General features: G+C 69.6%; 19 protein-coding genes. 2 read left to right on the forward strand and 17 right to left on the reverse strand.

Translation table 11 applies throughout. From position 1 onward, the window contains the following. Nucleotides 1-55: 55 nt before the first annotated feature. The 7 genes from octT to QRN16_RS08510 are packed head-to-tail and all read right to left on the reverse strand — an operon-like array spanning nt 56 to nt 6,333. Nucleotides 56-778: a diglucosylglycerate octanoyltransferase gene (gene octT / locus QRN16_RS08480; RefSeq protein WP_056445825.1), complete on the reverse strand. Its 723-nt coding sequence runs from the start codon at nt 776-778 to the stop codon at nt 56-58. Continuing rightward, the gene (locus tag QRN16_RS08485) at nt 778-1,419 is read right to left on the reverse strand and encodes a histidine phosphatase family protein (protein ID WP_056445828.1); all 642 of its coding nucleotides are present in this window, start codon (nt 1,417-1,419) and stop codon (nt 778-780) included. The genes octT and QRN16_RS08485 overlap by 1 nt, the downstream gene beginning before the upstream one ends. Next, nucleotides 1,416-1,871, reverse strand: coding sequence for a ribosome silencing factor (gene rsfS / locus QRN16_RS08490; protein WP_051613344.1), 456 nt, complete (start codon nt 1,869-1,871; stop codon nt 1,416-1,418). Before rsfS ends, QRN16_RS08485 begins: the two co-directional genes overlap by 4 nt. Continuing rightward, nucleotides 1,868-2,614: a nicotinate-nucleotide adenylyltransferase gene (gene nadD / locus QRN16_RS08495; protein WP_268788579.1), complete on the reverse strand. Its 747-nt coding sequence runs from the start codon at nt 2,612-2,614 to the stop codon at nt 1,868-1,870. Before nadD ends, rsfS begins: the two co-directional genes overlap by 4 nt. A 58-nt stretch (nt 2,615-2,672) precedes the next feature. Next, nucleotides 2,673-4,115, reverse strand: a complete 1,443-nt coding sequence (locus tag QRN16_RS08500) for a vWA domain-containing protein (RefSeq protein WP_285185673.1) — start codon at nt 4,113-4,115, stop codon at nt 2,673-2,675. Between the two features lie 3 nt (nt 4,116-4,118). Continuing rightward, complete coding sequence (locus QRN16_RS08505) at nt 4,119-5,036, reverse strand: AAA family ATPase (protein WP_285186131.1); 918 nt, start codon at nt 5,034-5,036, stop codon at nt 4,119-4,121. 19 nt (nt 5,037-5,055) lie between these two features. Beyond that, nucleotides 5,056-6,333 (reverse strand): glutamate-5-semialdehyde dehydrogenase, encoded by a 1,278-nt coding sequence (locus QRN16_RS08510; protein ID WP_222638430.1) that lies wholly within the window; start codon nt 6,331-6,333, stop codon nt 5,056-5,058. A gap of 156 nt (nt 6,334-6,489) precedes the next feature. Here QRN16_RS08510 and QRN16_RS08515 point away from each other — a divergent pair, with 156 nt between their 5' ends. Beyond that, the gene (locus QRN16_RS08515) at nt 6,490-7,593 is read left to right on the forward strand and encodes an NADH:flavin oxidoreductase/NADH oxidase (RefSeq protein ID WP_285185676.1); all 1,104 of its coding nucleotides are present in this window, start codon (nt 6,490-6,492) and stop codon (nt 7,591-7,593) included. 1 nt (nt 7,594) lies between these two features. On the opposite strand, the gene QRN16_RS08520 is transcribed toward QRN16_RS08515, so the two are convergent. Further along, the gene (locus QRN16_RS08520; protein WP_082544536.1) at nt 7,595-8,245 is read right to left on the reverse strand and encodes a TetR/AcrR family transcriptional regulator; all 651 of its coding nucleotides are present in this window, start codon (nt 8,243-8,245) and stop codon (nt 7,595-7,597) included. Nucleotides 8,246-8,319: 74 nt separating this feature from the next. Here QRN16_RS08520 and QRN16_RS08525 point away from each other — a divergent pair, with 74 nt between their 5' ends. Next, nucleotides 8,320-9,666, forward strand: coding sequence for a YhgE/Pip domain-containing protein (locus QRN16_RS08525; protein ID WP_285185677.1), 1,347 nt, complete (start codon nt 8,320-8,322; stop codon nt 9,664-9,666). Here QRN16_RS08525 and QRN16_RS08530 read toward each other — a convergent pair. From QRN16_RS08530 to alc, 9 genes are all read right to left on the reverse strand, one after another. Beyond that, nucleotides 9,601-10,587, reverse strand: a complete 987-nt coding sequence (locus tag QRN16_RS08530; RefSeq protein WP_285185678.1) for a D-2-hydroxyacid dehydrogenase — start codon at nt 10,585-10,587, stop codon at nt 9,601-9,603. The two genes, QRN16_RS08525 and QRN16_RS08530, sit on opposite strands and share 66 nt — an antisense overlap. Next, nucleotides 10,584-11,786 carry a M20 family metallopeptidase gene (locus QRN16_RS08535; protein ID WP_285185679.1) on the reverse strand — a complete coding sequence of 401 codons (1,203 nt, stop codon included), beginning with the start codon at nt 11,784-11,786 and terminating at the stop codon, nt 10,584-10,586. The genes QRN16_RS08530 and QRN16_RS08535 overlap by 4 nt, the downstream gene beginning before the upstream one ends. Beyond that, nucleotides 11,783-13,009 (reverse strand): aminotransferase-like domain-containing protein, encoded by a 1,227-nt coding sequence (locus QRN16_RS08540; RefSeq protein WP_027505687.1) that lies wholly within the window; start codon nt 13,007-13,009, stop codon nt 11,783-11,785. The genes QRN16_RS08535 and QRN16_RS08540 overlap by 4 nt, the downstream gene beginning before the upstream one ends. A gap of 5 nt (nt 13,010-13,014) precedes the next feature. Next, entirely contained in the window at nt 13,015-14,199 is a 1,185-nt protein-coding gene (locus QRN16_RS08545; RefSeq protein WP_285185680.1) for a M24 family metallopeptidase, read from the reverse strand. A gap of 82 nt (nt 14,200-14,281) precedes the next feature. Then, nucleotides 14,282-14,968: a GntR family transcriptional regulator gene (locus tag QRN16_RS08550; protein ID WP_231476313.1), complete on the reverse strand. Its 687-nt coding sequence runs from the start codon at nt 14,966-14,968 to the stop codon at nt 14,282-14,284. Beyond that, a complete protein-coding gene (locus QRN16_RS08555; RefSeq protein ID WP_051613385.1) occupies nt 14,965-16,443 on the reverse strand; it encodes an NAD-dependent succinate-semialdehyde dehydrogenase in 1,479 nt (492 codons plus the stop codon). Before QRN16_RS08555 ends, QRN16_RS08550 begins: the two co-directional genes overlap by 4 nt. Next, complete coding sequence (locus tag QRN16_RS08560) at nt 16,440-17,756, reverse strand: aspartate aminotransferase family protein (RefSeq protein WP_285185681.1); 1,317 nt, start codon at nt 17,754-17,756, stop codon at nt 16,440-16,442. The genes QRN16_RS08555 and QRN16_RS08560 overlap by 4 nt, the downstream gene beginning before the upstream one ends. Nucleotides 17,757-17,801: 45 nt before the next feature. After that, nucleotides 17,802-19,151 (reverse strand): allantoinase AllB, encoded by a 1,350-nt coding sequence (allB, locus tag QRN16_RS08565; RefSeq protein WP_285185682.1) that lies wholly within the window; start codon nt 19,149-19,151, stop codon nt 17,802-17,804. Beyond that, nucleotides 19,148-20,209, reverse strand: coding sequence for an allantoicase (gene alc / locus QRN16_RS08570; RefSeq protein ID WP_056445855.1), 1,062 nt, complete (start codon nt 20,207-20,209; stop codon nt 19,148-19,150). Before alc ends, allB begins: the two co-directional genes overlap by 4 nt.

The following is a 20,209-nucleotide window of genomic DNA, read 5'->3' on the forward strand; positions in this document are numbered from 1 at the left end:
CAGGACGAGACGAGCCGCCGCCGGGCTCACCTGTGGACGGCCACGACCCTGTGGATCAGATGCGGGCGGAGGCGCGCACGGCAGCGACGACGGACTCGGCCACGCGCTCGTGCGCGTCCCAACCCCAGTGAATACCATCGGGATTCGCGTTCCCGGACACGATGTTCTCCTCGACGGCCGCCTTGAGGTCGACGAGCGGGAGATCGTGTCCCACCGCCCATGCCGTGGTCGCGCGCACCGCTGGTTCGCGGCCGGTGTGCACTCGTCCGTAGGCGTCGCATCGATGCACCGACGGGAGCGTCGCGATGACGGGTATCTCCGGACGCACTGCCGCGAGGGCGGCGCGGATCTGCTCGAGGTAGTCGACACTCAGATGCGGTGGCAGGGCCACCGGACGGCCCAGGTGTGACAGCCGCGGCTGCAGCCACCCGTAGGCGGCGCGCACACCGCGCCGCAGGATGGGCGGTCGGACGTAGCGGATCTGCTCCCGCAGGGCCGTCGGCAGAGGTGACGGCAACGAGTCCATCCCGCCGGTCGCGAGGACCACCGCCCCGGCACGCGGTATCGACGCCCACACACGGGGATCCTGGGTGAGTGCCCACCAGGCGTCGCGGCAGGTCCAGCCGATGCGACCAACGAGCTCGACGTCCCACCCCAGTTCGCGCGCGACGAGGGTGGGCCAGATGCGGGGATGATCGGCCGGCAGACCGCCCTCGGGACCGTAGTACGCGAGCGAATCCGCGAGGACGAGCAGGACCGGGCGATCCGCGGCGGACATCAGAGAACGTCACCTGCCACGGCGGCCGTCGCGTTCCACACGTCCAGGCGCCAGGAGACGTCGTCCGTTCCGTGTCCGGCGACCTGCACCCAGCTGGCATTCCCCAGTCCCCCGAGCACCGGCCACCGGTCGACCGGCAGATCGAGCAGTGCGGCCGTGAGCGCGGCGATGGTTCCACCGTGGGCGACCACGACGACGGGCGCCGTGGTCCACTCCGGGTCCTTCAGCAGCTCCTGGATCAGCGGCATCGAGCGCTCGGCGACGTCCACGCGCGACTCGCCGCCGGGCGGACGGAACTCGGCGTCGGCGCGCCACGATTCGCGGACGCCGGGTGAGACGTCGTCGACGTCGAGGTGCGTCAGCCCCTGCCAGTCACCGAGGTGCGTCTCGCGGAGCCGCTCGTCGAGCTCGACGGGAACACCCGTGGCCGTCGAGAGCGCGGTCGCCGTGTCGTGTGCCCGTCGCAGATCGGACGAGACGATGCGGTGTGGCTGCAGCAATGCCAACGCTCGAGCGGCGACCTCGGCCTGCGTGCGACCCAGCTCGGTCAGGTCGGTGTCGAGATGACCCTGCATGCGCGAGGCCGCGTTGTACTCGGTCTGACCGTGCCGGAGCAGCACCAACCGTCGAACGGACGTCACTCGTCCGGTTCGGTGACGCGATCGACACCGTGGTCGAGGGCGTCGTCGACACCGTGATCGTCGGTGCCGTACTGCGTCGAGGTGTCCGTGGCTCCGAGACCCTCGATCTCGAGGACCGGGCAGTCCTTCCACAGACGCTCGAGGGCGTAGAAGTGACGCTCGTCGTTGTGGAGCACGTGGACGACCACGTCGACGTAGTCGAGCAGTGCCCATCGGCCCTCGCGGGTGCCCTCACGACGAACGGGCTGGCTGCCCGCCTCGCGGAGCTTCTCCTCGATGTTCTCGACGATGGCGTTGACCTGGCGCTCGTTGGGTGCCGACGCGATGACGAAGCAGTCGGTGATGACCAGCTGGTCGGAGACGTCGAGGGCCATGACGTCGGCGGCGAGCTTCTCGTCCGCCGCGAGTGCGGCGATGCTGGCGACCCTGATGGCCTCGGGTGTAGCGCTCACGTGGTGTTCTCTCCTGGTAGGGCTGATGCGGTGGTGGCGGAAGTGCCGGTGTGCTGGGGTGCGGGCTCGGAGACGGTCGCGATGCCGTCGTGACGCTCCTCCCCGGCGGGTCGGTACAGGTCCCGCTTCGAGATGTACTGGACGACGCCGTCCGGCACGAGGTACCAGACGGGACGGTTCTCGGCGGCACGCCGTCGACATTCCGTGGACGAGATGGCCAGGGCCGGGATCTCCACGAGGGTCAGGACGTCCTTCGGCAACCGATCGAGGTACTCGGCCAGATGGTCGGCACCCAGTTCGTACCCGGGGCGGGACACGCCGACGAAGCGGGCCAGCTCGAACAGTTCCTGCCAGTTCTGCCAGCCGATGATGCTGCTGAGAGCATCGGCCCCGGTGATGAAGAACAACTGGTCACCGGGATGCTGGTCGGCGAGATCGCGAAGCGTGTCGACGGTGTACGTCGGCTTGGCACGGTCGAGGTCGACGCGGCTGACCGAGAAGCGAGGGTTCGACGCGGTGGCGACGACCGTCATGAGGTAGCGATCCTCCGCCGGGCTCACCGTCCGGTCCTGCTTCTGCCAGGGCTGGCCGGTGGGAACGAAGACGACCTCGTCGAGCTGGAACCGGTCGGCGACCTCACTGGCGGCCACGAGGTGCCCGTGGTGAATGGGGTCGAACGTGCCACCCATGACGCCGAGACGTCGCGGGCGTCGGCCCTCGGGCGGCGTCGTCGGTTCCTGCACGAGTGACGACTCTACGTGGACCTGCCCCGAACAGAGGATTCGGCCGAACCGAGAGACGTCAGGATCCCGTGGGAAGGAGCCGCGACACGACCTCGGCCAGTTGCGCCGCCGACCGGCACTCGTGCATCGAGATCACCCGCCGATAGACGTCGGCGGCCGAGTCACCGGTCCCCCACTGCGCCTTCGGCTCGGGGTTGAGCCAGTGCGCGTGCCGGGCGACGGTGACCATGCGGGCGAGGGACTCGGTGCGCGGATCGCGGTAGTTGGTGCGGGCATCGCCCAGGATCAACAGCGACGCCCGAGGACCGATGGCATCGAGGTGATGCGCGGTGAAGGTCTCGAAGGAGTGGCCGTAGTCGGAATGGCCGTCGTAGGTGATCAGCTCCGACTCCGCGATCATGCGCGACATCGACTCGGCGAGAGACGCGCGTCCGGCCGAGGCGTCGAAGAACCGGGTCACCTCGTCGGCGGTGTCGATGAAAGCGAAGACACGCACTCGGGAGAACTGTTCGCGCAACGTGTGCACGAGCAGCAGGGTGAACTGGCTGAAGCCGGCGACCGATCCCGAGACGTCGCAGAAGATCACCAGTTCGGGCCGCGCGGTACGGGGCTTGCGGTTGACCAGGTCGATGGGGACGCCGCCCGTCGACAAGGACTTGCGCAGGGTGCGCCGCAGGTCGATCGACCCCGCTCGCGACCGCCGTCGACGGGCCGCCAGTCGGCTCGCCAGGAGCCGCGCCAACGGAGCGACGTTCTTGCGGAGGGCCGCCAGTTCCGACTCGGACGCGCGGAGGAAGTCGACGTCCTCGGCCAGGCGCGGGACGCCGTAGGACGCCACCCGTTCCTTGCCCAGCACCTCGGCGGTGCGGCGACGGGTCTCCTTCTCGATCATCGACCGGAACTCCGCGATGCGGACCGCGGCCGTCCGACGGGCCAGTTCGGACTCGAACTCGCCGGTCGTGGGTGCACCGGGACCGCTGGCGCGGCCGATCAGTCCGTCGAGAATCTTCGCCAGCAGCGTCGACGGCTCCACCGTGCGCAGCGTCTGGTATTCCGAGAACGACTCGCCGCGGCTGGAGCTGTACTTGCCGTAGGTCTCGACGATGTGACCCACCAGGCGCTCGACCTGCGCCATGGCCTCCGCGGAACCGTCCGCGAGCAGCTCCGCCAGCACGTGTTTCAGAGCGTCGAGATCGACGGTGCCGTCCTCGGCGAGAGGCGGGCCGACCGTGTTCTCCTCGTCGGCGGTCCGCGCACCGATCGCGGCCGGGAACCACAGATCGAAGAGCGCGTCGAACGCGGGTCGATGGCCGGGTCGGCGCACCAGCGCGCACGCGAGACCCTCCCGCACCACCTCCCGATCGAGGATGTCGAGAACGGCCAGCACCGCGCCCGCGTCGACCGTCTCCGACGGGCCGACGTCGATACCGCGGCGACGCAGCGCCTCCACGAACCCCACCAGGTGTGCGGGGATGCCGGAGATGTCCACCGTCCCGGTCACGGGTCAGCCGAGTCGGAGTTCGGCGACGGCGCGGTCCTGATCGGAGCGGTGCTTGAGAATGACGCCGAGCGTCGACCGCACGGCCGCGTCGCTCACCTCGTCCATGCCCAGAGCCAACAGGGTGCGGCCCCAGTCGATGGTCTCGGCGACCGACGGCAGCTTCTGCAACTGCATGTCCCGCAGCACCTGCACGATGCGCACCATCTGCTCGGCCATCGCCTCCGGCAGCTCCGGGACCCGGCTGGCCAGGATGCGCCGCTCCAGGTCGGCGTCCGGGAAGTCGAGATGCAGGAACAGGCAGCGACGCTTCAGCGCCTCCGACAACTCGCGTGTCGCGTTGGAGGTCAGCACCGTGAACGGCCGCCTGGTCGCCGAGATGGTGCCGAGCTCCGGCACGGTGATCGCGAAGTCGCTGAGCACCTCGAGGAGCAGGCCCTCGATCTCGATGTCCGCCTTGTCGGTCTCGTCGATCAGCAGCACGGTGGGATCCGATCGACGGATCGCCGTGAGCAGGGGCCGCGACAGCAGGAACTCCTCGGAGAACACGTCGTGGCGTGTCTCGTCCCACCCCGCGCCGGAACTCGACTGGATGCGCAGGATCTGCTTCGCGTGGTTCCACTCGTACAGTGCCCGCGCCTCGTCGACGCCCTCGTAGCACTGCAGGCGGACCAGTTCGGCTCCCGCGGCCTGCGAGACGGCGCGAGCCAGCTCCGTCTTGCCGACGCCTGCCGGGCCCTCGATGAGCAGCGGCTTGCCCAGACGATCGGCGAGGAACACCGCCGTGGCGGTCGCCTTGTCGGCGAGGTACCCCGTGGCGGCGAGGCGGGTCGCCACGTCGTCGACGTCGGAGAAGAACGGAACGATGTCGGAGTACGTCTGCGTCACGCCGGGCCCTTCGGATGGTTCGAGACGGTCGGTGATTCGAGTGTGGTGGAGCGGGTCAGGCCGGCCGAATGTGCCCGTCGCCCTGTACGATCCACTTGGTCGAGGTGAGTTCCCGCAGCCCCATGGGGCCGCGGGCGTGGAGCTTCTGGGTGGAGATGCCGATCTCGGCTCCGAAGCCGAACTGCTCACCGTCGGTGAACGCGGTGGAGGCGTTGACCATGACGGCCGCTGCGTCCACCCGAGCCGAGAACGCACGCGTGGCAGCGAGATCCGATGCCACGATCGCCTCGGTGTGTCCCGTGCCGTACCTGTCGATGTGCGCGACGGCGGCATCCAGGTCGTCGACGACGGCGAGGGCGATGTCGTCGGAGAGGTACTCGTCGGCCCAGTCGTTCTCGGTGGCCGGAACGAGACCGGGAAGATCGCCGTGGACACGTACGCCGTTGTCCGACAACGCCTGCACCAGACGCGGCACCGCCACGTCGGCCACGGCGGCGTCGATCAGCACCGTCTCTGCGGCGTTGCACACGCTCACTCGACGTGTCTTCGCGTTGAGCAGGATGCGCTCGGCCATGTCGAGGTCCGCGGACGCGTGCACGTAGACGTGGCAGTTGCCGACACCGGTCTCGATGGTGGGCACCGTCGCGTCGCGCACCACCGCCGAGATGAGGCCGGCCCCACCGCGCGGGATGACGACGTCGACGAGTCCGCGAGCCCGGATGAGGTGCGTGACCGTCGCGCGATCCTCGCTGGACAGGAGTTGGACGGCGTCGGCGGGAAGGTCCAGCGCCGACAGGGCCGCCCGCAGAACGCCCACCAACGCGGCGTTCGATCGCGCGGCGGAGGACGACCCCCGCAGGAGGACGGCGTTGCCCGACTTGAGAGTGAGCCCGAACGCGTCGACCGTGACGTTGGGCCGGGCTTCGTAGATCATGCCGACGACGCCGAGCGGCACCGCGAGCTGCCGGATCTCGAGTCCGTTGGGCAGGGTCCGACCCTCGAGGAGCTCCCCCACGGGATCCGGCAGAGACGCCACCTGGCGCAGTCCGGCGGCGATGCCGTCGATGCGGTCGGGGGTCAGCCGCAGTCGGTCGAGCTGCGAGGGCGGGGTGCCGGACGCCTCGGCGAGTGCGAGGTCCTCGCTGTTGGCGGCGAGGATCGCGTCGGCGGAGGCCAGGACGGCGTCCGCCGCGGCGTGCAGCGCGTCGTCCTTGCGCGCGGTCGTCAGCAGAGCGAGCGCGCGCGCGGCGACCCGGGCGCGGGCAGCAGCGGCGTGCACGTCCGCTTCGAGAGCATCGGGGGTGGACACCTCGGCGCTGGTGGTGGCAGTCACGCCGTCCAGGGTAGGTCACGCTCCCACCAGCCCGTACGCCCGAGCGCACCCGGGACGATCCGGCCGACGGGAATGATCGCCCGGCCCGATTGTTCGTTCATCCTGAGCGCTGTCGTCGTGGACGGCGCGCGTGTAGGACGAGACGAGGAGATGACTGTGAGCCTGCTGTTCGAGCCCCTGACCCTGCGTGAGGTCACCTTCCCCAACCGGGTGTGGATGTCGCCGATGTGCCAGTACTCGGCGGACGCGGAGGGACCCTCGACGGGCGCGGTCACACCGTGGCACCGGACTCACCTCGTCTCGCGTGCCGTCGGCGGCGTCGGCCTGGTGATGACCGAGGCGGCGTCGGTGAGCCCGGAGGGCCGCATCACGCCGTGGGACCTCGGCATCTGGAACGACCAGCAGGCGAACGCGTTGGCCGAGGTGGTCACCGAGATCCGGCAGCACGGCAGTGTGCCCGCGATCCAGTTGGCCCACGCCGGTCGCAAGGCGTCCACCGACGCACCGTGGCGTGGTGGAAAGCCGCTGGCGGCGGACGACTCCCTCGCCTGGGAGACGGTCGGACCCAGCGCTGTCGAGTTCGGCCACTACCCGGCTCCGCGCGAGATGACGACCGCGGACATCGACAAGGTCGTCGACGACTTCCGCTCCGCCGCGGTACGCGCGCTGGCCGCCGGCTTCGACGTGGCCGAGGTGCACGCGGCGCACGGTTACCTGCTGCACCAGTTCCTGTCCCCGGCCAGCAACCACCGGACCGACGAGTACGGCGGCAGCTTCGAGGGTCGTATCCGCCTGACCCTGCGCGTGGTCGACGCGATCCGCGAGGTGTGGCCGGCCGACAAGCCCGTCTTCGTGCGCGTGTCCGCGACCGACTGGACCGGCGAGGAGCGTGGCGTCGACTCCGAGGCCTGGACGCCCGACCAGACCGTCCTGCTCACCCAGCAGCTCGAGGATCATGGTGTCGACCTCGTCGACGTCTCCACGGGTGGCAACGTCGCGAAGGCGTCCATCCCCGTCGAACCCGGCTACCAGGTGCCGTTCGCCCGGCGCATCCAGAGCGAGACGCGCATCCCCGCGGCCGCTGTCGGACTGATCACCGAGCCCAAGCAGGCCGAGGACATCATCGGGTCCGGCGAGGCCGTGGCCGTGTTCCTGGCGCGCGAACTGCTGCGCGACCCCTACTGGGCCCGTCGTGCGGCACGCGAGCTCGGCTCGGACATCACCCCGGCCACACCTCCGCAGTACGAGCGGGCGTTCTGAGTCAGCGCTCGCGCGAGAACGACCATATGACCGCGGCCACGAGCTCGAGGGCGAGTCGCGCGGGTACCGGGTTGGCCGGCTCGATCATCGCCTGGGCCATCGCTCCTTCGTAGGCGGCGACGACACCCCGACCGAGGGTGTCGTCGTCCACCGCCACCTCGCGCCCGTGGGTCGCGAGACCGTGAACGATCATGGGACGCAGGGCGTCACGGAGCGCGGCCCGGTGCCCGGTCACCACGGCCGCCAGCCCCGGGTTCCGCGCCGCGTGGGCGCCGAACTCCGCCATGAGTACGTGCCACGACACGTCGCCGACCAGTCCGCTCAGCGCTGCCACGACGATCTCCTCGAAGGACCGCCCGTCGGACGCGTCGTACTCCAGGGCGTCGACCACTCCGCGTACCCGCGTGATCAGTCCCGACGCCTGTCGCGTCCACAGTTCGAGAAAGACCTCGTCCATCGACGAGAAGTTCGAGTAGAACGCTCCGCGAGTGAATCCCGCTCGCTCGCAGATCTGTTCCGGGGTCGATCGCCCGAAACCCCGTTCGACGAACACCTCGAGGGCGCCGTCCAGCACTCGCTCGCGAGTCTGTGCTCTGCTGCGAGTGGCGGTCCTGCCTGTTCTCGCGGTCACGTTGCCTGAAGTCGCCGCCATGATGCACTATCGTATCGAACGAGACGATACAGATGTGTATCGGTCACCGAGAACTTGCCGACGGAAGGCCCGCCATGTCCCCCGAAGCCGCTGCGCCCGCATTCCGGCGCCCCACCACCTGGGTGCTGCCGGTCGTCGCGGTCTCCGTCGTCATGTCGCTGCTCGCGGCGCTGTACCTCGGCGGCATCCTCGACCCCAAGGAGAACCTCCGCCACTTCCCGGTGGCACTGGTGGTCAGCGACGAGGGCGACGTGCTGCCGAACGGTGAGCAGGCGAACCTGGGGCAGCAGATCGGCCAGGGCATCGCGGACGGCATCGACGCGGAGAAGATCGATCTGAAGCAGGTCGGTATCGCGGAGGCGCAGAACCTCCTCGCGAACGGCGACGTCTACGGCGCGATCGTCGTGCCGAGCGACTTCACCAAACGAGTGTCGATCCTGACGCAGGCCTCCGCCGTGGCGGGCGACATCGAGCGACCCATCGTGACGATCATGACCAATCCGCGTGCCGGCACACTCGGTTCCTCCCTCATGACCACCATCGGCGACACGGCGCTCGACTCCGCGAACGGCACTCTGGGAGAACGACTCACGACGCAAGTGACCGAGGCACTGCCCGCGGGCGCCACCTTCTCCGGGGCCGCGGCCCTCACACTGGCTGCGCCGGTCGACATCGTCGTCACTCCCTACGACCCACTTCCGGACGGCACGGGGCTCGGGCTGTCCGCCTTCTACTACGCCCTGCTGCTCGTGCTCGCCGGCTTCACCGGCGCGATGATCGCCAGCGCTCTCGTCGACGGCGCACTCGGCTTCGTGCCGCTCGAGTTCGGCCCCACCTTCCTGCAGCGTCGCCGATCCACCGACAGTCGCCTGCGCGTGCTCGCCGCGAAATGGCTCACGATGGTGGTGATCGGGTTCGTGGTGTCCGGTCTCTACGTCGCGATCGCCACCGCACTGGGCATGCCGATCCCGAATGCGCTGGGCCTGTGGCTCTTCGGAGTGCTGGCGATCTCGGCCGTCGGGATCACCGCGGTGTCGGTGCTGTCGATCTTCGGCACTCCGGGGCTGATCCTCAACCTCGTCGTCTTCGTGATCCTGGGCCTGCCGTCCGCCGGCGCCACCATCCCGATCCAGGCGTCACCTGCGCTCTTCGGGTGGCTCGCGCAATTCGAACCGATGCATCAGGTGTATCTCGCCGTGCGCTCGATCCTCTACTTCGACTCACGCTGGAACTCGGGTCTCGCCCACGGACTCGGCATGACGCTGCTCGGGCTCGTCATCGGCCTGGTCCTCGGCGCTCTGGTGATCGCGATCTACGACCGCAAGGGATACGACCGGACGCCCGCGGTCACCGGGTCACCCGGCGACGAACCCGAGGGACTTGTCGACGACGTTGCGCAGCGGTCGGCCGGCCGCGAATAGTTCGGCATTCTCGGCGAAACCGGAGTAGAGCCGGTCGCGCCACCCCACGGTGTCACCGCTCATGTGTGCGGTCAGCAGCACGTGGTCGAGGGTCCACAGCACGTGCTCGGGTGGCAGCGGCTCGGTGTCGAACACGTCGAGGGCAGCTCCCCCGACGTGGCCGCTGCGCAGAGCGTCCACCAGCGCGTCGGTGTCGAGCAGTTCGCCACGACCCACGTTGATCACGCGCACCCCGGGATCGGCCGCCGCGAGAACGTCGCGGCCGACCATGCCCCGTGTCGACGGTGTCAGCGGTGCGATGAGAACGAGGTAGTCGGCGCCGGGTACCACCGACGCGAGATCCGTACTGGCGTGGACGGTTCCGAAATCCGCATCACCCGTGCGAGCCGTCCGTCCGACCCCGGCGACGTCCATACCGACGGCACGCAACATGCGCGCCGTGGCCCGGCCGATACTGCCCGTTCCGATCACCAGAGCTCGACGCCCCGCGATGTTCTCGGTCTCCCGGCGCAACCATCGCGCCTGTCGGCCGAGTTCGACGGTGCCGCGCACGTCCTTCGCCAGAGCGAGCACGGACACGAGCACGAACTCGGCGATCGGCACGTCGAACACCCCGCGCGCGTTGGTCACCACGACGTCGGACGCCGCGAGGTCGTCGAACAACAGCTTGTCCACCCCTGCTGCGGCGACGTGCACCCATTCGAGTGCGGAGCAGCGCGACCACTGGTCCCGGAGCGCCGACGAGAAGAAGTCCCACAGCAGGACCGCCTGCGCGCCGTCAACCGCATCGCCGAACGTGTCGGCGGTGGCATGCCGCACCTCGTACGAGGTGTCGAGTTCCTGCACCCGGTCGGGAAGGAGTCCGTCGTGCAGGACGGTGATGATCGGCCTCGCTCCGCCGTTCGTGCGGGAGGGGCTCACGGTCGCTGCTCCGTCATCAGTCGAGCGTAGGCCCGGGAGAGGCGAGCGACCTCGAGCAGGTCCACGGACTCGTCGGGCTGATGGGCCTGCGCCTCGAGATCACCGGGACCCAGCACGATGGTGGGCACTCCGAGGTCACGGGCGACGAACCCCCCGTCGCAGGACGCCGTCCACACCGCGGTCGACGGGTCCGGCGCACCCGTGGAGCGCAGCGCCGCCAGCGCCGACTCGACGAGCGGGCTCGACTCGTCGGTGAGGAATCCCGGCATCTCCATCTCGACGTACGCGTCGACGTCCAGATCCGTGACGAGGCGGGCCCGGCGGAGCAGGTCCGCGACGACGGCGTCCACGTCGTCGTCCGGCAGCAGGCGACGATCGATCTCCAGCCGGCAGCGGCCCGCGACGATCGACGGTCCGGTCCCACCGTCGATCCGGCCGACGTTCCACGACGCGGCGCCGAGCACCGGGTGCGGCACGGTGGCCAGTTCCGCGTGCAGCCCGTCGATCTCGCCCACGACGCGGGCCGCCGCGACCACGGCACTGCGACCGTTCTCGGGCCGGCCGGCATGCGCGCTCCGACCGGTGACGGTGAGCACGATGTTCGCCGCTCCGCGGCACCCGACGATCACGGTGCCGGCCGTGGGTTCCGCCACGACGCATCCCGTGAAGGCCGGAGGCCGGCCGCCATCGACCGTGAAGGCCGGAGGCCGGCCGGTCTGGTCGGTACGGTCGGACACCCATGCCCGGATGCCCAGGCCCGTGTCCTCCTCGTCCACCACGCAGGCGAGTGTCACGGTGCGCGCCGGGACCACACCGCGCCGGGCCAGTGACCCCATCGCGGCGAGTACCGCGGCGAGACCACCTTTCATGTCGCAGGCGCCGCGTCCCACGATCCGACCGTCGTGCACCCGCGAGCGGAACGGGTTCCCGCTCCAGCCCTCCCCGGCGGGCACCACGTCCGAGTGCCCGAGGAACAGCAGGCCCGGGCCGGGCTCGCCGGGAAGGACCACCTCGACGTTCGGCCGCCCCGGCGACGCGTCGGTGACGACGGTCTGCAGACCGAGACTCTCTGCGATGCGGCAGATCTCGGCCACCACGGCGGACTCGTCGGGACCGGCGTCGATCAGCGCTCTCGTGATCCGCTCGACCGTCGCGACGTCGGTCGACGCGCGATCCTGCTGGAGGTCTGCCGCCGTCACAGTTCGGCTCGGGCCGCGTCCAGCGCACCCGCCAACCGCTGCACCCCGACGTCGATGCGCTCGGGCGTCGAGGACGCGAAGCACAGTCGCATCGCATCGCCGAAGAGGCCGTTCGCGGACAGCGCCGGACCCGGGATGAAGGCGACACCGTGCGCGAGTGCGATCTCGAACAGCCGCCGCGTGTCCACAGCGGCGTCGTCACCCACCAGCGTGACCCACAGGAAGAAACCGCCCTCGGGATCGGTGGTGCGCACCCTCCCACCGAGGTGCCGCTCCAGGCTCGTCTGCATCGCGATCTTGCGGGGCAGGTAGATGTCCGCGAGGGACGCCAGGTGCTCGGTGAGCAGTCCCTGTCGCAGGAACTCGGCCACGATCCGCTGGTTCGGCACGTTGGTGCACGTGTCCATCGCCTGCTTCGCGTTGATGATCAACCGGCGAGCGGCGGGGTCCGCGTCCACCCACCCGACGCGCAGACCGGGGGCGATGAGCTTCGAGAACGTGCGTACGGAGAACACGAGCGGGTCGTCGGGAGCGAGCGCTCGCAGGCTCGGAACCGGATCTCCCTGGAAGCGGAGGTGGCCGTAGGGGTCGTCGTCGAGCACCACGGCGCCCCACTCGCGGGCGAGTTCCAGGAGCGCCAGTCGGCGCGGCAGCGACATGGTCGTCCCGGACGGATTCTGGAACGTCGGGATGGTGTAGATCATCGTGGGCAGTCGGCCCGCGCGGGCGACCGACTCGGGAAGCGCCTCGACGATCAGCCCGTCGGAATCCATCGGCGCCTCGAGGATGTCGCCACCGTAGCTGAGCACGGTCGCGGTGCCGTTCGTGTACGTCGGGCTCTCGACGATCACCAGATCGCCGGGGTCGACGAACAGCGTGCACGCGAGATCGAGCCCCTGCATGCCACCCGACGTGATGACCAACCGATCGGGAGACGTCGGTTCACCGAAGGCGTCGCAGAAGGCCACCAGCTGCTCGATCAGAGCCGGATCACCCTCTGTCGCACCGTAGTCGAAGGCATCTGCGGTCAGGACCCGGCCCGCGATCTCCGCCATCGCCGCGTGCGGAACCGCCTCGGCGGCGGGCGATCCCATGGCGAAGCGCACGATGTCGTGCTTCTGCGCGGCGAGCAGCGAGGTCGACGAGTCGATCATCGACCCGACGAGGTGATCGGTGCGCAGCGCCCACGGAAGCGTGGTCGTCTCGTACGTCTGTGCGTGCATGTCCGTCACTCCTTGACTGTCAGGCATCGCGGGTAGGCGGTGAAGGTGTCGATACCGGTGTCGGTGACCACCACTGACTCGGACACCTCGTATCCGTAACCGTCGAGCCACATACCGCCGATGACGTGGAACGTCATGTTGCGCTGCAGGATCGTGGCGTCGTCGCTGCGCAGGCTGATGGTGCGCTCGCCCCAGTCCGGCGCGTACGCGATGCCGATCGAGTACCCGATGCGGGAAGGCTTGTGAAATCCCGCCCGGCCCAGTTCACGGTTCCACGTCGCCGCGAGGTCACTGGTCTGCACTCCGGGCCTCATCTCCGCGAGCACGGCTCCGAGTGCGTCGTCGGTGGCGGCGGCGAGACCGGCCATGCGCGGGTCCGGTCGCCCGAGCGAGACCGTCCGCGCCATCGGGACGTGGTAGCGGCGGAACACCCCGGTCAGTTCCACCACGGTCGACTCCCCGTCCCGGAACGGCCGGTCGGTCCAGGTGAGATGCGGGGTGTCCGCACCCTCACCGGTGGGCAGCATCGGAACGATGGCCGGGTGGTCGCCGCCGAAGTCGTCCGTGCCGCGCACCTGCGCCGCGGAGATCGCCGCGGCGGCGTCGCACTGGCGCACACCGACGGCGATCGCGTCCATCGCGGTCGCCATGGCGCTCTCGCAGATCGCCGCCGCCCCGCGCATCAGCTCGATCTCGGTGTCCGACTTCACCGATCGCACCCAGTTCACCAGCTCACGCGAATCGACGAACCGGTACTCCGGCAGGCACTTCACGAGTGCTTCGAACGCCTTCGGGCTGAAGTAGTAGGAGTCCATCTCGAGCCCCACCTGGCCGTGCTCGAAGTTCGAGACCAGGCTCAGTCCGCGCAGCGTGTCGGCCACCCAGACGAAGGGATGGGTGTCCGGCCGTTGGACCAGGGTCTCCGGATAGCCGAACACCTGGTCGTCGGGAAGCCACGACGTGCGTGAGGCGCCGTGCGCGTCCATGGTGCGGGCGAAGAACAGCATGTCGCCCTCGGCCGGCACGAAGAGCACCTGCGGGGTGTAGAACGACAGGGCGTTGTAGGCCGTCAGATAGTAGATGTTCGACGGATCGGTGATCATGAGCGCCGCGAGACCCCGCTCGGCCATGACGGCACGCACGGCAGCGAGGCGGGAGCTGTGTTCGGCCGTACTGATCGTGTCGATCATGCTGTACCCCTGACAGTTTCGAGGTTATCCGGGTTTCTGGAGCGAGCGTAGGTGCTCGCACCCACGGGCGCAGCGCGAGTGACTACGCGGTCTCCGCCGACTCACGTAGCGACGCCGTCAGATCGTGCACGGCGGTGTCCATGTGTTCGCGCAGAGCAGGTTCGAGCCGGGCCCAGTCCTGCGCTCGCAGCAGATCGACGAGCAGCGTGTGCTCCTCGATCAACGCGTCGGGCCGGTGGTACGCGGTCTCGAGGTTGGCCATGCAGATGCGGGCCTCGGCGGCGAGCGTCGCGTACATCCGGCCCATCCGGCTGTTGCCCGTCGCCGCGACCAGTGCGGTGTGGAACGCGAGATCCCGCTCCGCCACCGACCGCCAGTCGCCCCGGTCGATGGCCGGCTGCATCTCGACCACGATGCGCGACAACGCGTCCGCGACGCGTCCGGAGTCACCACGCCGCAGAACGGTGAACGCGGCACCGATCTCGATGGCCGCGCGCGCCTGGTAGATCTCGGCGACGTCGGACTCACCCAGCTCGACGACGAAGACGCCGCGATTGCGGAAGGAGACGAGCAGCCCCTCCTGACTCAGCCGCTGCAGCGCCTCGCGAACGGGTCCGCGGGAGACGGCGAGTTCGGTCGCGACCGTCGCCTCGTGGACCTGCTCCCCCGGTGCGAACGATCCGTCGATGATGCGCTCGCGCAACTGGTCCGCGATGACGATCGACGTGGTGCGGGCGTCGAGAGGCGTCAGCCGTCGAGTGGCCGTCACAGCGTCCGCCCCGGCCGACGCGGCACGGCGAAGTACTTCACCTCGAGGAACTCGTCGATGCCGAGACGCCCGCCCTCACGTCCCAGTCCGGACTGCTTGACCCCGCCGAAGGGTGCCGCGGGGTTGGACACCAGCCCGGTGTTGAGACCGACCATGCCCACCTCGAGACGCTCGCCCAGATCGAAGGCCCGGTCGACGTCACGAGTGAACACGTAGCCCACGAGACCCCACTCGGTGTCGTTGGCGATGCGCACCACCTCGTCCTCGTCGTCGAAGGTGATGATCGCGGCGACCGGCCCGAAGATCTCGGTGTGCACGATCTCGGCGTCGGGTGGAACGTCCACCAGCACCGTCGGAGGGTAGAAGTATCCCGGCCCCTCCGGCGTGGCACCGCCGGTCAGGACTCGCGCCCCGCGTCTCACCGCGTCGTCGACGAGGCGCTGCACCTTCGCGCGGCCCTCCGCATCGATCAGCGGGCCGACCCGGACACCCTCGTGCGCACCGTCTCCCACGGTCAGCTCGGCCATCCGCGCGGTCAGCTGCTCCGCGAAGGTGTCGACGACGGACCGATGGACGAACAACCGGTTGGCGGCGGTGCAGGCCTCCCCCATGTTGCGCATCTTGGCGATCATGGCTCCGTCGAGCGCCGTCCCCAGATCGGCGTCCGCACAGACGACGAGGGGCGCGTTCCCGCCCAGTTCCATCGACGTCCGCATGACGGTGGACGCCGCCTGGCCGAGCAACAGCCTGCCGACGGCGGTGGAGCCCGTGAAACTCAGCTTCCGAGCCACACCGCTGCGCAACCACGGTTCGACGACGCCACCCGCGTCCGAGGTCGTGACGATGTTGAGGACGCCGTCCGGCAGTCCGGCCTCCTGAAAGATGCGGGCCAGAGCGAGCGAGGTGAGCGGTGTCTGTTCGGCCGGCTTGAACACCATGGTGCATCCGGCGGCCACAGCGGGCCCGATCTTGCGGGCACCCATGGCCAGCGGAAAGTTCCAGGGCGTCACCAGCACACACGGTCCCACCGGTACTCGTGTGACCACCATGCGCGTCGACCCGTCGCCGGTCAGGGTGTGATCGCCGGCGATGCGGACGGCCTCCTCGGAGAACCAGCGAAGGAACTCGGCTGCGTAGGCGACCTCGCCGCGCGCCTCGGCGAGCGGCTTGCCCATCTCGGCGGTCATCACGGCGGCGAGGTCCTCCGTCCGCTCGACCACGAGGTCGAACGCACGGCGCAGCACGACGCTCCGCTCCCGCGGCGACGTCGCCGCCCACGCAGACTGGGCGGCGCTCGCGGCATCGAGCGCCAGAGCGGCGTCGGCAGGCCCCCCGTCTGCGACGCGCGCGATGGTCTCGCCGGTGGCAGGGTTCTCGACGTCGAACGTGCGGCCGTCCACCGCGTCCCGCCATCGACCACCGATCAGAATGCTGCGATCGGCCACCGGCACGGGTCGGTCGACCGTCGTCGTCACGACCGAACTCCCAGCGCCGCGTCGCACGCCTCCGCGATGCGCTCGAGTCCCAGCTCGACCTCGTCCCGCGTCACCACGAGGGGCGGGATGATGCGCACCACGTTGCCCAGCGCACCGCACGTCAACAACAGGAGATCGCGGTCCAGAGCTGCCTTCTGCAGAGCGAGCGCGGCGCCCGGATCGGCGTCCCCGGCGTCGTCGACGAACTCGAATGCCGCCATCAGACCGAGCCCGCGGGCATCTCCGATCTCGTCGTGCCGAGCCGCGATCTCACGCAGTCCTCCGAGAAGCTGCTCCCCGCGCAGACGGGCGTTCTCCACCAGGCCCTCGTCCTCGACCACGTCGAGCGTGGCGACGGCGGCCGCCGCGGCCACCGCGTTCCCGCCGTAGGTGCCGCCCTGCGATCCCGGCAGGGCGGTACTCATGAGGGCGGTCGAGGCGGCGATCGCGGAGATCGGGAAGCCGCTGGCGAGACCCTTGGCCGTGATGAGAACGTCCGGGGTGGAATCGGAGAACTGGTGACCCCAGAACTTCCCCGTGCGGCCCACTCCCGCCTGGACCTCGTCCACGATGAGCACGATGCCGTGCCGATCGGCTCGCTCTCGGAGTCCGTCCAGGAACGCCGGCGGGGTGGGAAGGTAACCACCGTCGCCCAGGACCGGCTCGATGATGAACGCCGCGGTGTCGGCGACGGCGGACACGGTCTGCAGCAGGTAGTCGAGCTCGCGCAAGGCGAAGGTCACCGCGGTGTCGAGGTCCCAGCCGTACCGGAACGCGTACGGGAACGGCGCGATGTGGACGCCGCCCATCATCGGAGCGAAGCCGGACCGGAACTTGGTCCCGGCTGTGGTGAGTGTCGCCGCGGCGACGGTGCGACCGTGGAAGCCGCCGTGGAACGCGATGATGTTCGGGCGGCCGGTGGCCATGCGCGCCAGACGAATCGACGCCTCGACGGCCTCGGACCCCGAGTTGGCGTAGAACACGCTGTCCAGGCCGACCGGCAGGACGGTGCCGAGCTTCTCGGTCAACTCGAGCAGAGGCGTGTGCATGACGGTCGTGTACTGCGCGTGGATGATCTTGCCGACCTGCTCGCGCGCCGCCGCGACCACGCGCGGATGGCAGTGTCCGGTGCTGGTCACGCCGATACCCGTGGTGAAGTCGAGGTAGCGGCGCCCGTCGGTCCCGGTGATCCAACTTCCCGACGCGTGATCCACGACGATGGGTGTGGCCTGCTTCAGGGCGGGCGACAGCCGAGCGGTGTGAGCACTGGTGGAGGCGTCGGCTGTTCGAGGCACGAATGCTGCTGCAGTCATGCCCTCACTGTCGAGGACGATCGTCCGATTGTCAACAATCTGCAATCAGCCGCACGTCAGCAGCCTTCCCTGCGGTGGACCGTCGAAATCGATGCGTCGTCCGGCGAGCCAGGTCGAGCGCACACAGCCCGTCACCGTGCGGTCGTCGTACGCACTCACCGGATTCCTGTGCCTCAAATCCTCCGCGTGCACGACGAACTCTTGGTCCGGTGCGAACACCGCCAGGTCGGCGTCCTTGCCCACCGCGATCGCGCCCTTGCTCTCCAGTCCGACCTGAGCAGCCGTCGCCGCGGACATCCACCCGACGACGTCGGCGAGAGAGTGCCCACGCCGACGGGCCTCGGACCACACGGCGGCCAAGGACACCTGCAGCGAGGCGATGCCGCCCCACGCGACACCGAAGTCGCCGATGTCGAACCGCTTGAGCTCCGTGGTGCACGGCGAGTGATCGGTGACCACCGTGTCGATCACGCCGTCGGACAACGCCTGCCACAACGCGTCCCGGTTGTCGGCCTCCCTGATGGGCGGGCAGCACTTGAACTGGGTCGCCCCGTCCGCGATCTCCTCCGCCGCGAACGACAGGTAGTGCGGGCAGGTCTCGGCAGTGATCCGCACACCGTCCTTCTTCGCCGCCGCCACGAGCGGCACGGCGTCGGCACTCGACAGGTGCAGGATGTGGACGCGGCATCCCGTCCGCCGCGACGCGGCGATCACGTCGGCGATGGCCGTGTTCTCCGCGGCGCGCGGTCGCGACGCCAGGAAACCTGCGTAGTCCCGGCCGCCGGCGTTCTCGGAGTCGGCGATGATCTGCGCGTCCTCGGCGTGCACGATGAGCAGTCCGTCGAACGAGGCGATCTCCCGCATCGCCTCCTCGAGCTCGTCGGGCGAGAGAGGCGGGAACTCGTCGACACCCGAGTGCAGCAGGAAGCACTTGAAGCCGAAGACACCGGCCTCGTGCATCGCGCGCAGGTCCGGGACGTTGCCGGGTACGGCGCCACCCCAGAAGCCGACGTCGATGCGAGCCTCGGGCTCGGCCACCGCTCGTTTGACGTCGAGTGCGTCGGTGGAGACCGTCGACGGAATACTGTTGAGCGGCATGTCGATCAGGGTCGTGATGCCCCCGGCGGCCGCGGCGGCCGTCGCACTCGCGAAACCCTCCCACTCGGTGCGACCGGGCTCGTTCACGTGCACGTGGGTGTCCACCAGGCCCGGGAGCAGTACCTCGTCGTCGGCCAGGTCCACGACGACGTCCGCATCGACCGGATCGTCGTGACCCACGACGGCGACGATGCGGCCGTCCCGCACCCCCACCGTGCACGCCGTCTCGGTACGGGAACCGTCGGCCGCGGTCACGACCGCACGGCGCGCGCGGAACGCGAGATCCCACGCGCTCATGCCGGGGCCTGCTCGGCGAGGAGTGCGCGGTGTTCGGCGGGAAGCCCGTCCCACCAGGCGGCGCGCGCGTCGACGCGGCCACGCTCGTCCGGATCGCCGAACAACCGCAGCCGGGACAGACCCCCGTCCGGGTAGACGTCGAGGCGCAGATGTGTTGCGGCAGGGGCGCCGTCGAGAAGGAACAGGTGCCGCGTGTCGGGCTGGACCGCCGTGCGCGGCAGGACCTCGGCCCACGCGGACGGATCCGCGACGTCGGCGACCCGATCGTCGACGGTGCTCAGTCGCACCCAGCCCGGGGCGTTGCCGACGTAGTACGACGTGTCGACCTCCACGTGCCGCGGCACCCCGGCGACAGCGAGAGCGAACGTCGCGTGGTCGTTTCCGCCGCCTCGCCGACGCGAGTTCTCCCACCCTTCACCCATGTTCCGAGCACGGCCGGGCAGGATGATGTTGGCCGGAGACGCGTAGAACGCGTCCGAGCACTCCACGAGCCGCCCACCGTGTTCCGCCGCCAGCAGATCGACCGTTCCGGTCAGGAACCGCGGGTCGGGCACCACCTCGCCGTGCACCCGCAACCGCGCCACTCCCCCGTCCGGATAGATCGACAACCGGACGTGGGTCCAGCGACGGGTGTCGGTCACGGGATACAGATTCGCCGTGTCGCCGTCGGCCCGCGACTTCTCGACGATGGTGTGCCACTGCACCGTCGACAGTTCCTCGGCCGAGGGGTAGCCCTCGACGGACGCGGCCTCGACCGACACGAACGGCGGATAGTTGCCGCGGAAGAACGCGGTGTCCACGACGACGCCGTGCACGATGCCCGCCGCACCCAGCCGCACGAGAGCCCAGTCGTGCCCGTCGTCGCGTCGGCGGCGGGTCTCCCAGCCGTCGTACACCTTGCCCTTGTGGCCGAACTCCGACGGATCGAAGAACGGCGCCGTCGGCTTGATCAGGTTCTCGCGCTGCGCGAACAACTCGTCGTTGGCGGCGCTCACCGACCCGCCCAGAGCGCGCGAGGCGAGATCGGGAAAGAGGAGGAAGTCAGCAGCGGCGGACAC

The sequence above is a fragment of the Rhodococcus sp. MEB041 genome, assembly GCF_030208955.1.
Classification (GTDB): domain Bacteria; phylum Actinomycetota; class Actinomycetes; order Mycobacteriales; family Mycobacteriaceae; genus Rhodococcoides.

Bases quoted from the DNA above. Each gene is read 5' to 3' on its own strand.
- octT (WP_056445825.1), bottom strand. From the start codon at position 778: ATGTCCGCCGCGGATCGCCCGGTCCTGCTCGTCCTCGCGGATTCGCTC.
- QRN16_RS08520 (WP_082544536.1), bottom strand. From the start codon at position 8,245: ATGGCGGCGACTTCAGGCAACGTGACCGCGAGAACAGGCAGGACCGCC.
- QRN16_RS08525 (WP_285185677.1), top strand. From the start codon at position 8,320: ATGTCCCCCGAAGCCGCTGCGCCCGCATTCCGGCGCCCCACCACCTGG.
- QRN16_RS08540 (WP_027505687.1), bottom strand. From the start codon at position 13,009: ATGCACGCACAGACGTACGAGACGACCACGCTTCCGTGGGCGCTGCGC.
- QRN16_RS08545 (WP_285185680.1), bottom strand. From the start codon at position 14,199: ATGATCGACACGATCAGTACGGCCGAACACAGCTCCCGCCTCGCTGCC.
- QRN16_RS08560 (WP_285185681.1), bottom strand. From the start codon at position 17,756: ATGACTGCAGCAGCATTCGTGCCTCGAACAGCCGACGCCTCCACCAGT.
- allB (WP_285185682.1), bottom strand. From the start codon at position 19,151: ATGAGCGCGTGGGATCTCGCGTTCCGCGCGCGCCGTGCGGTCGTGACC.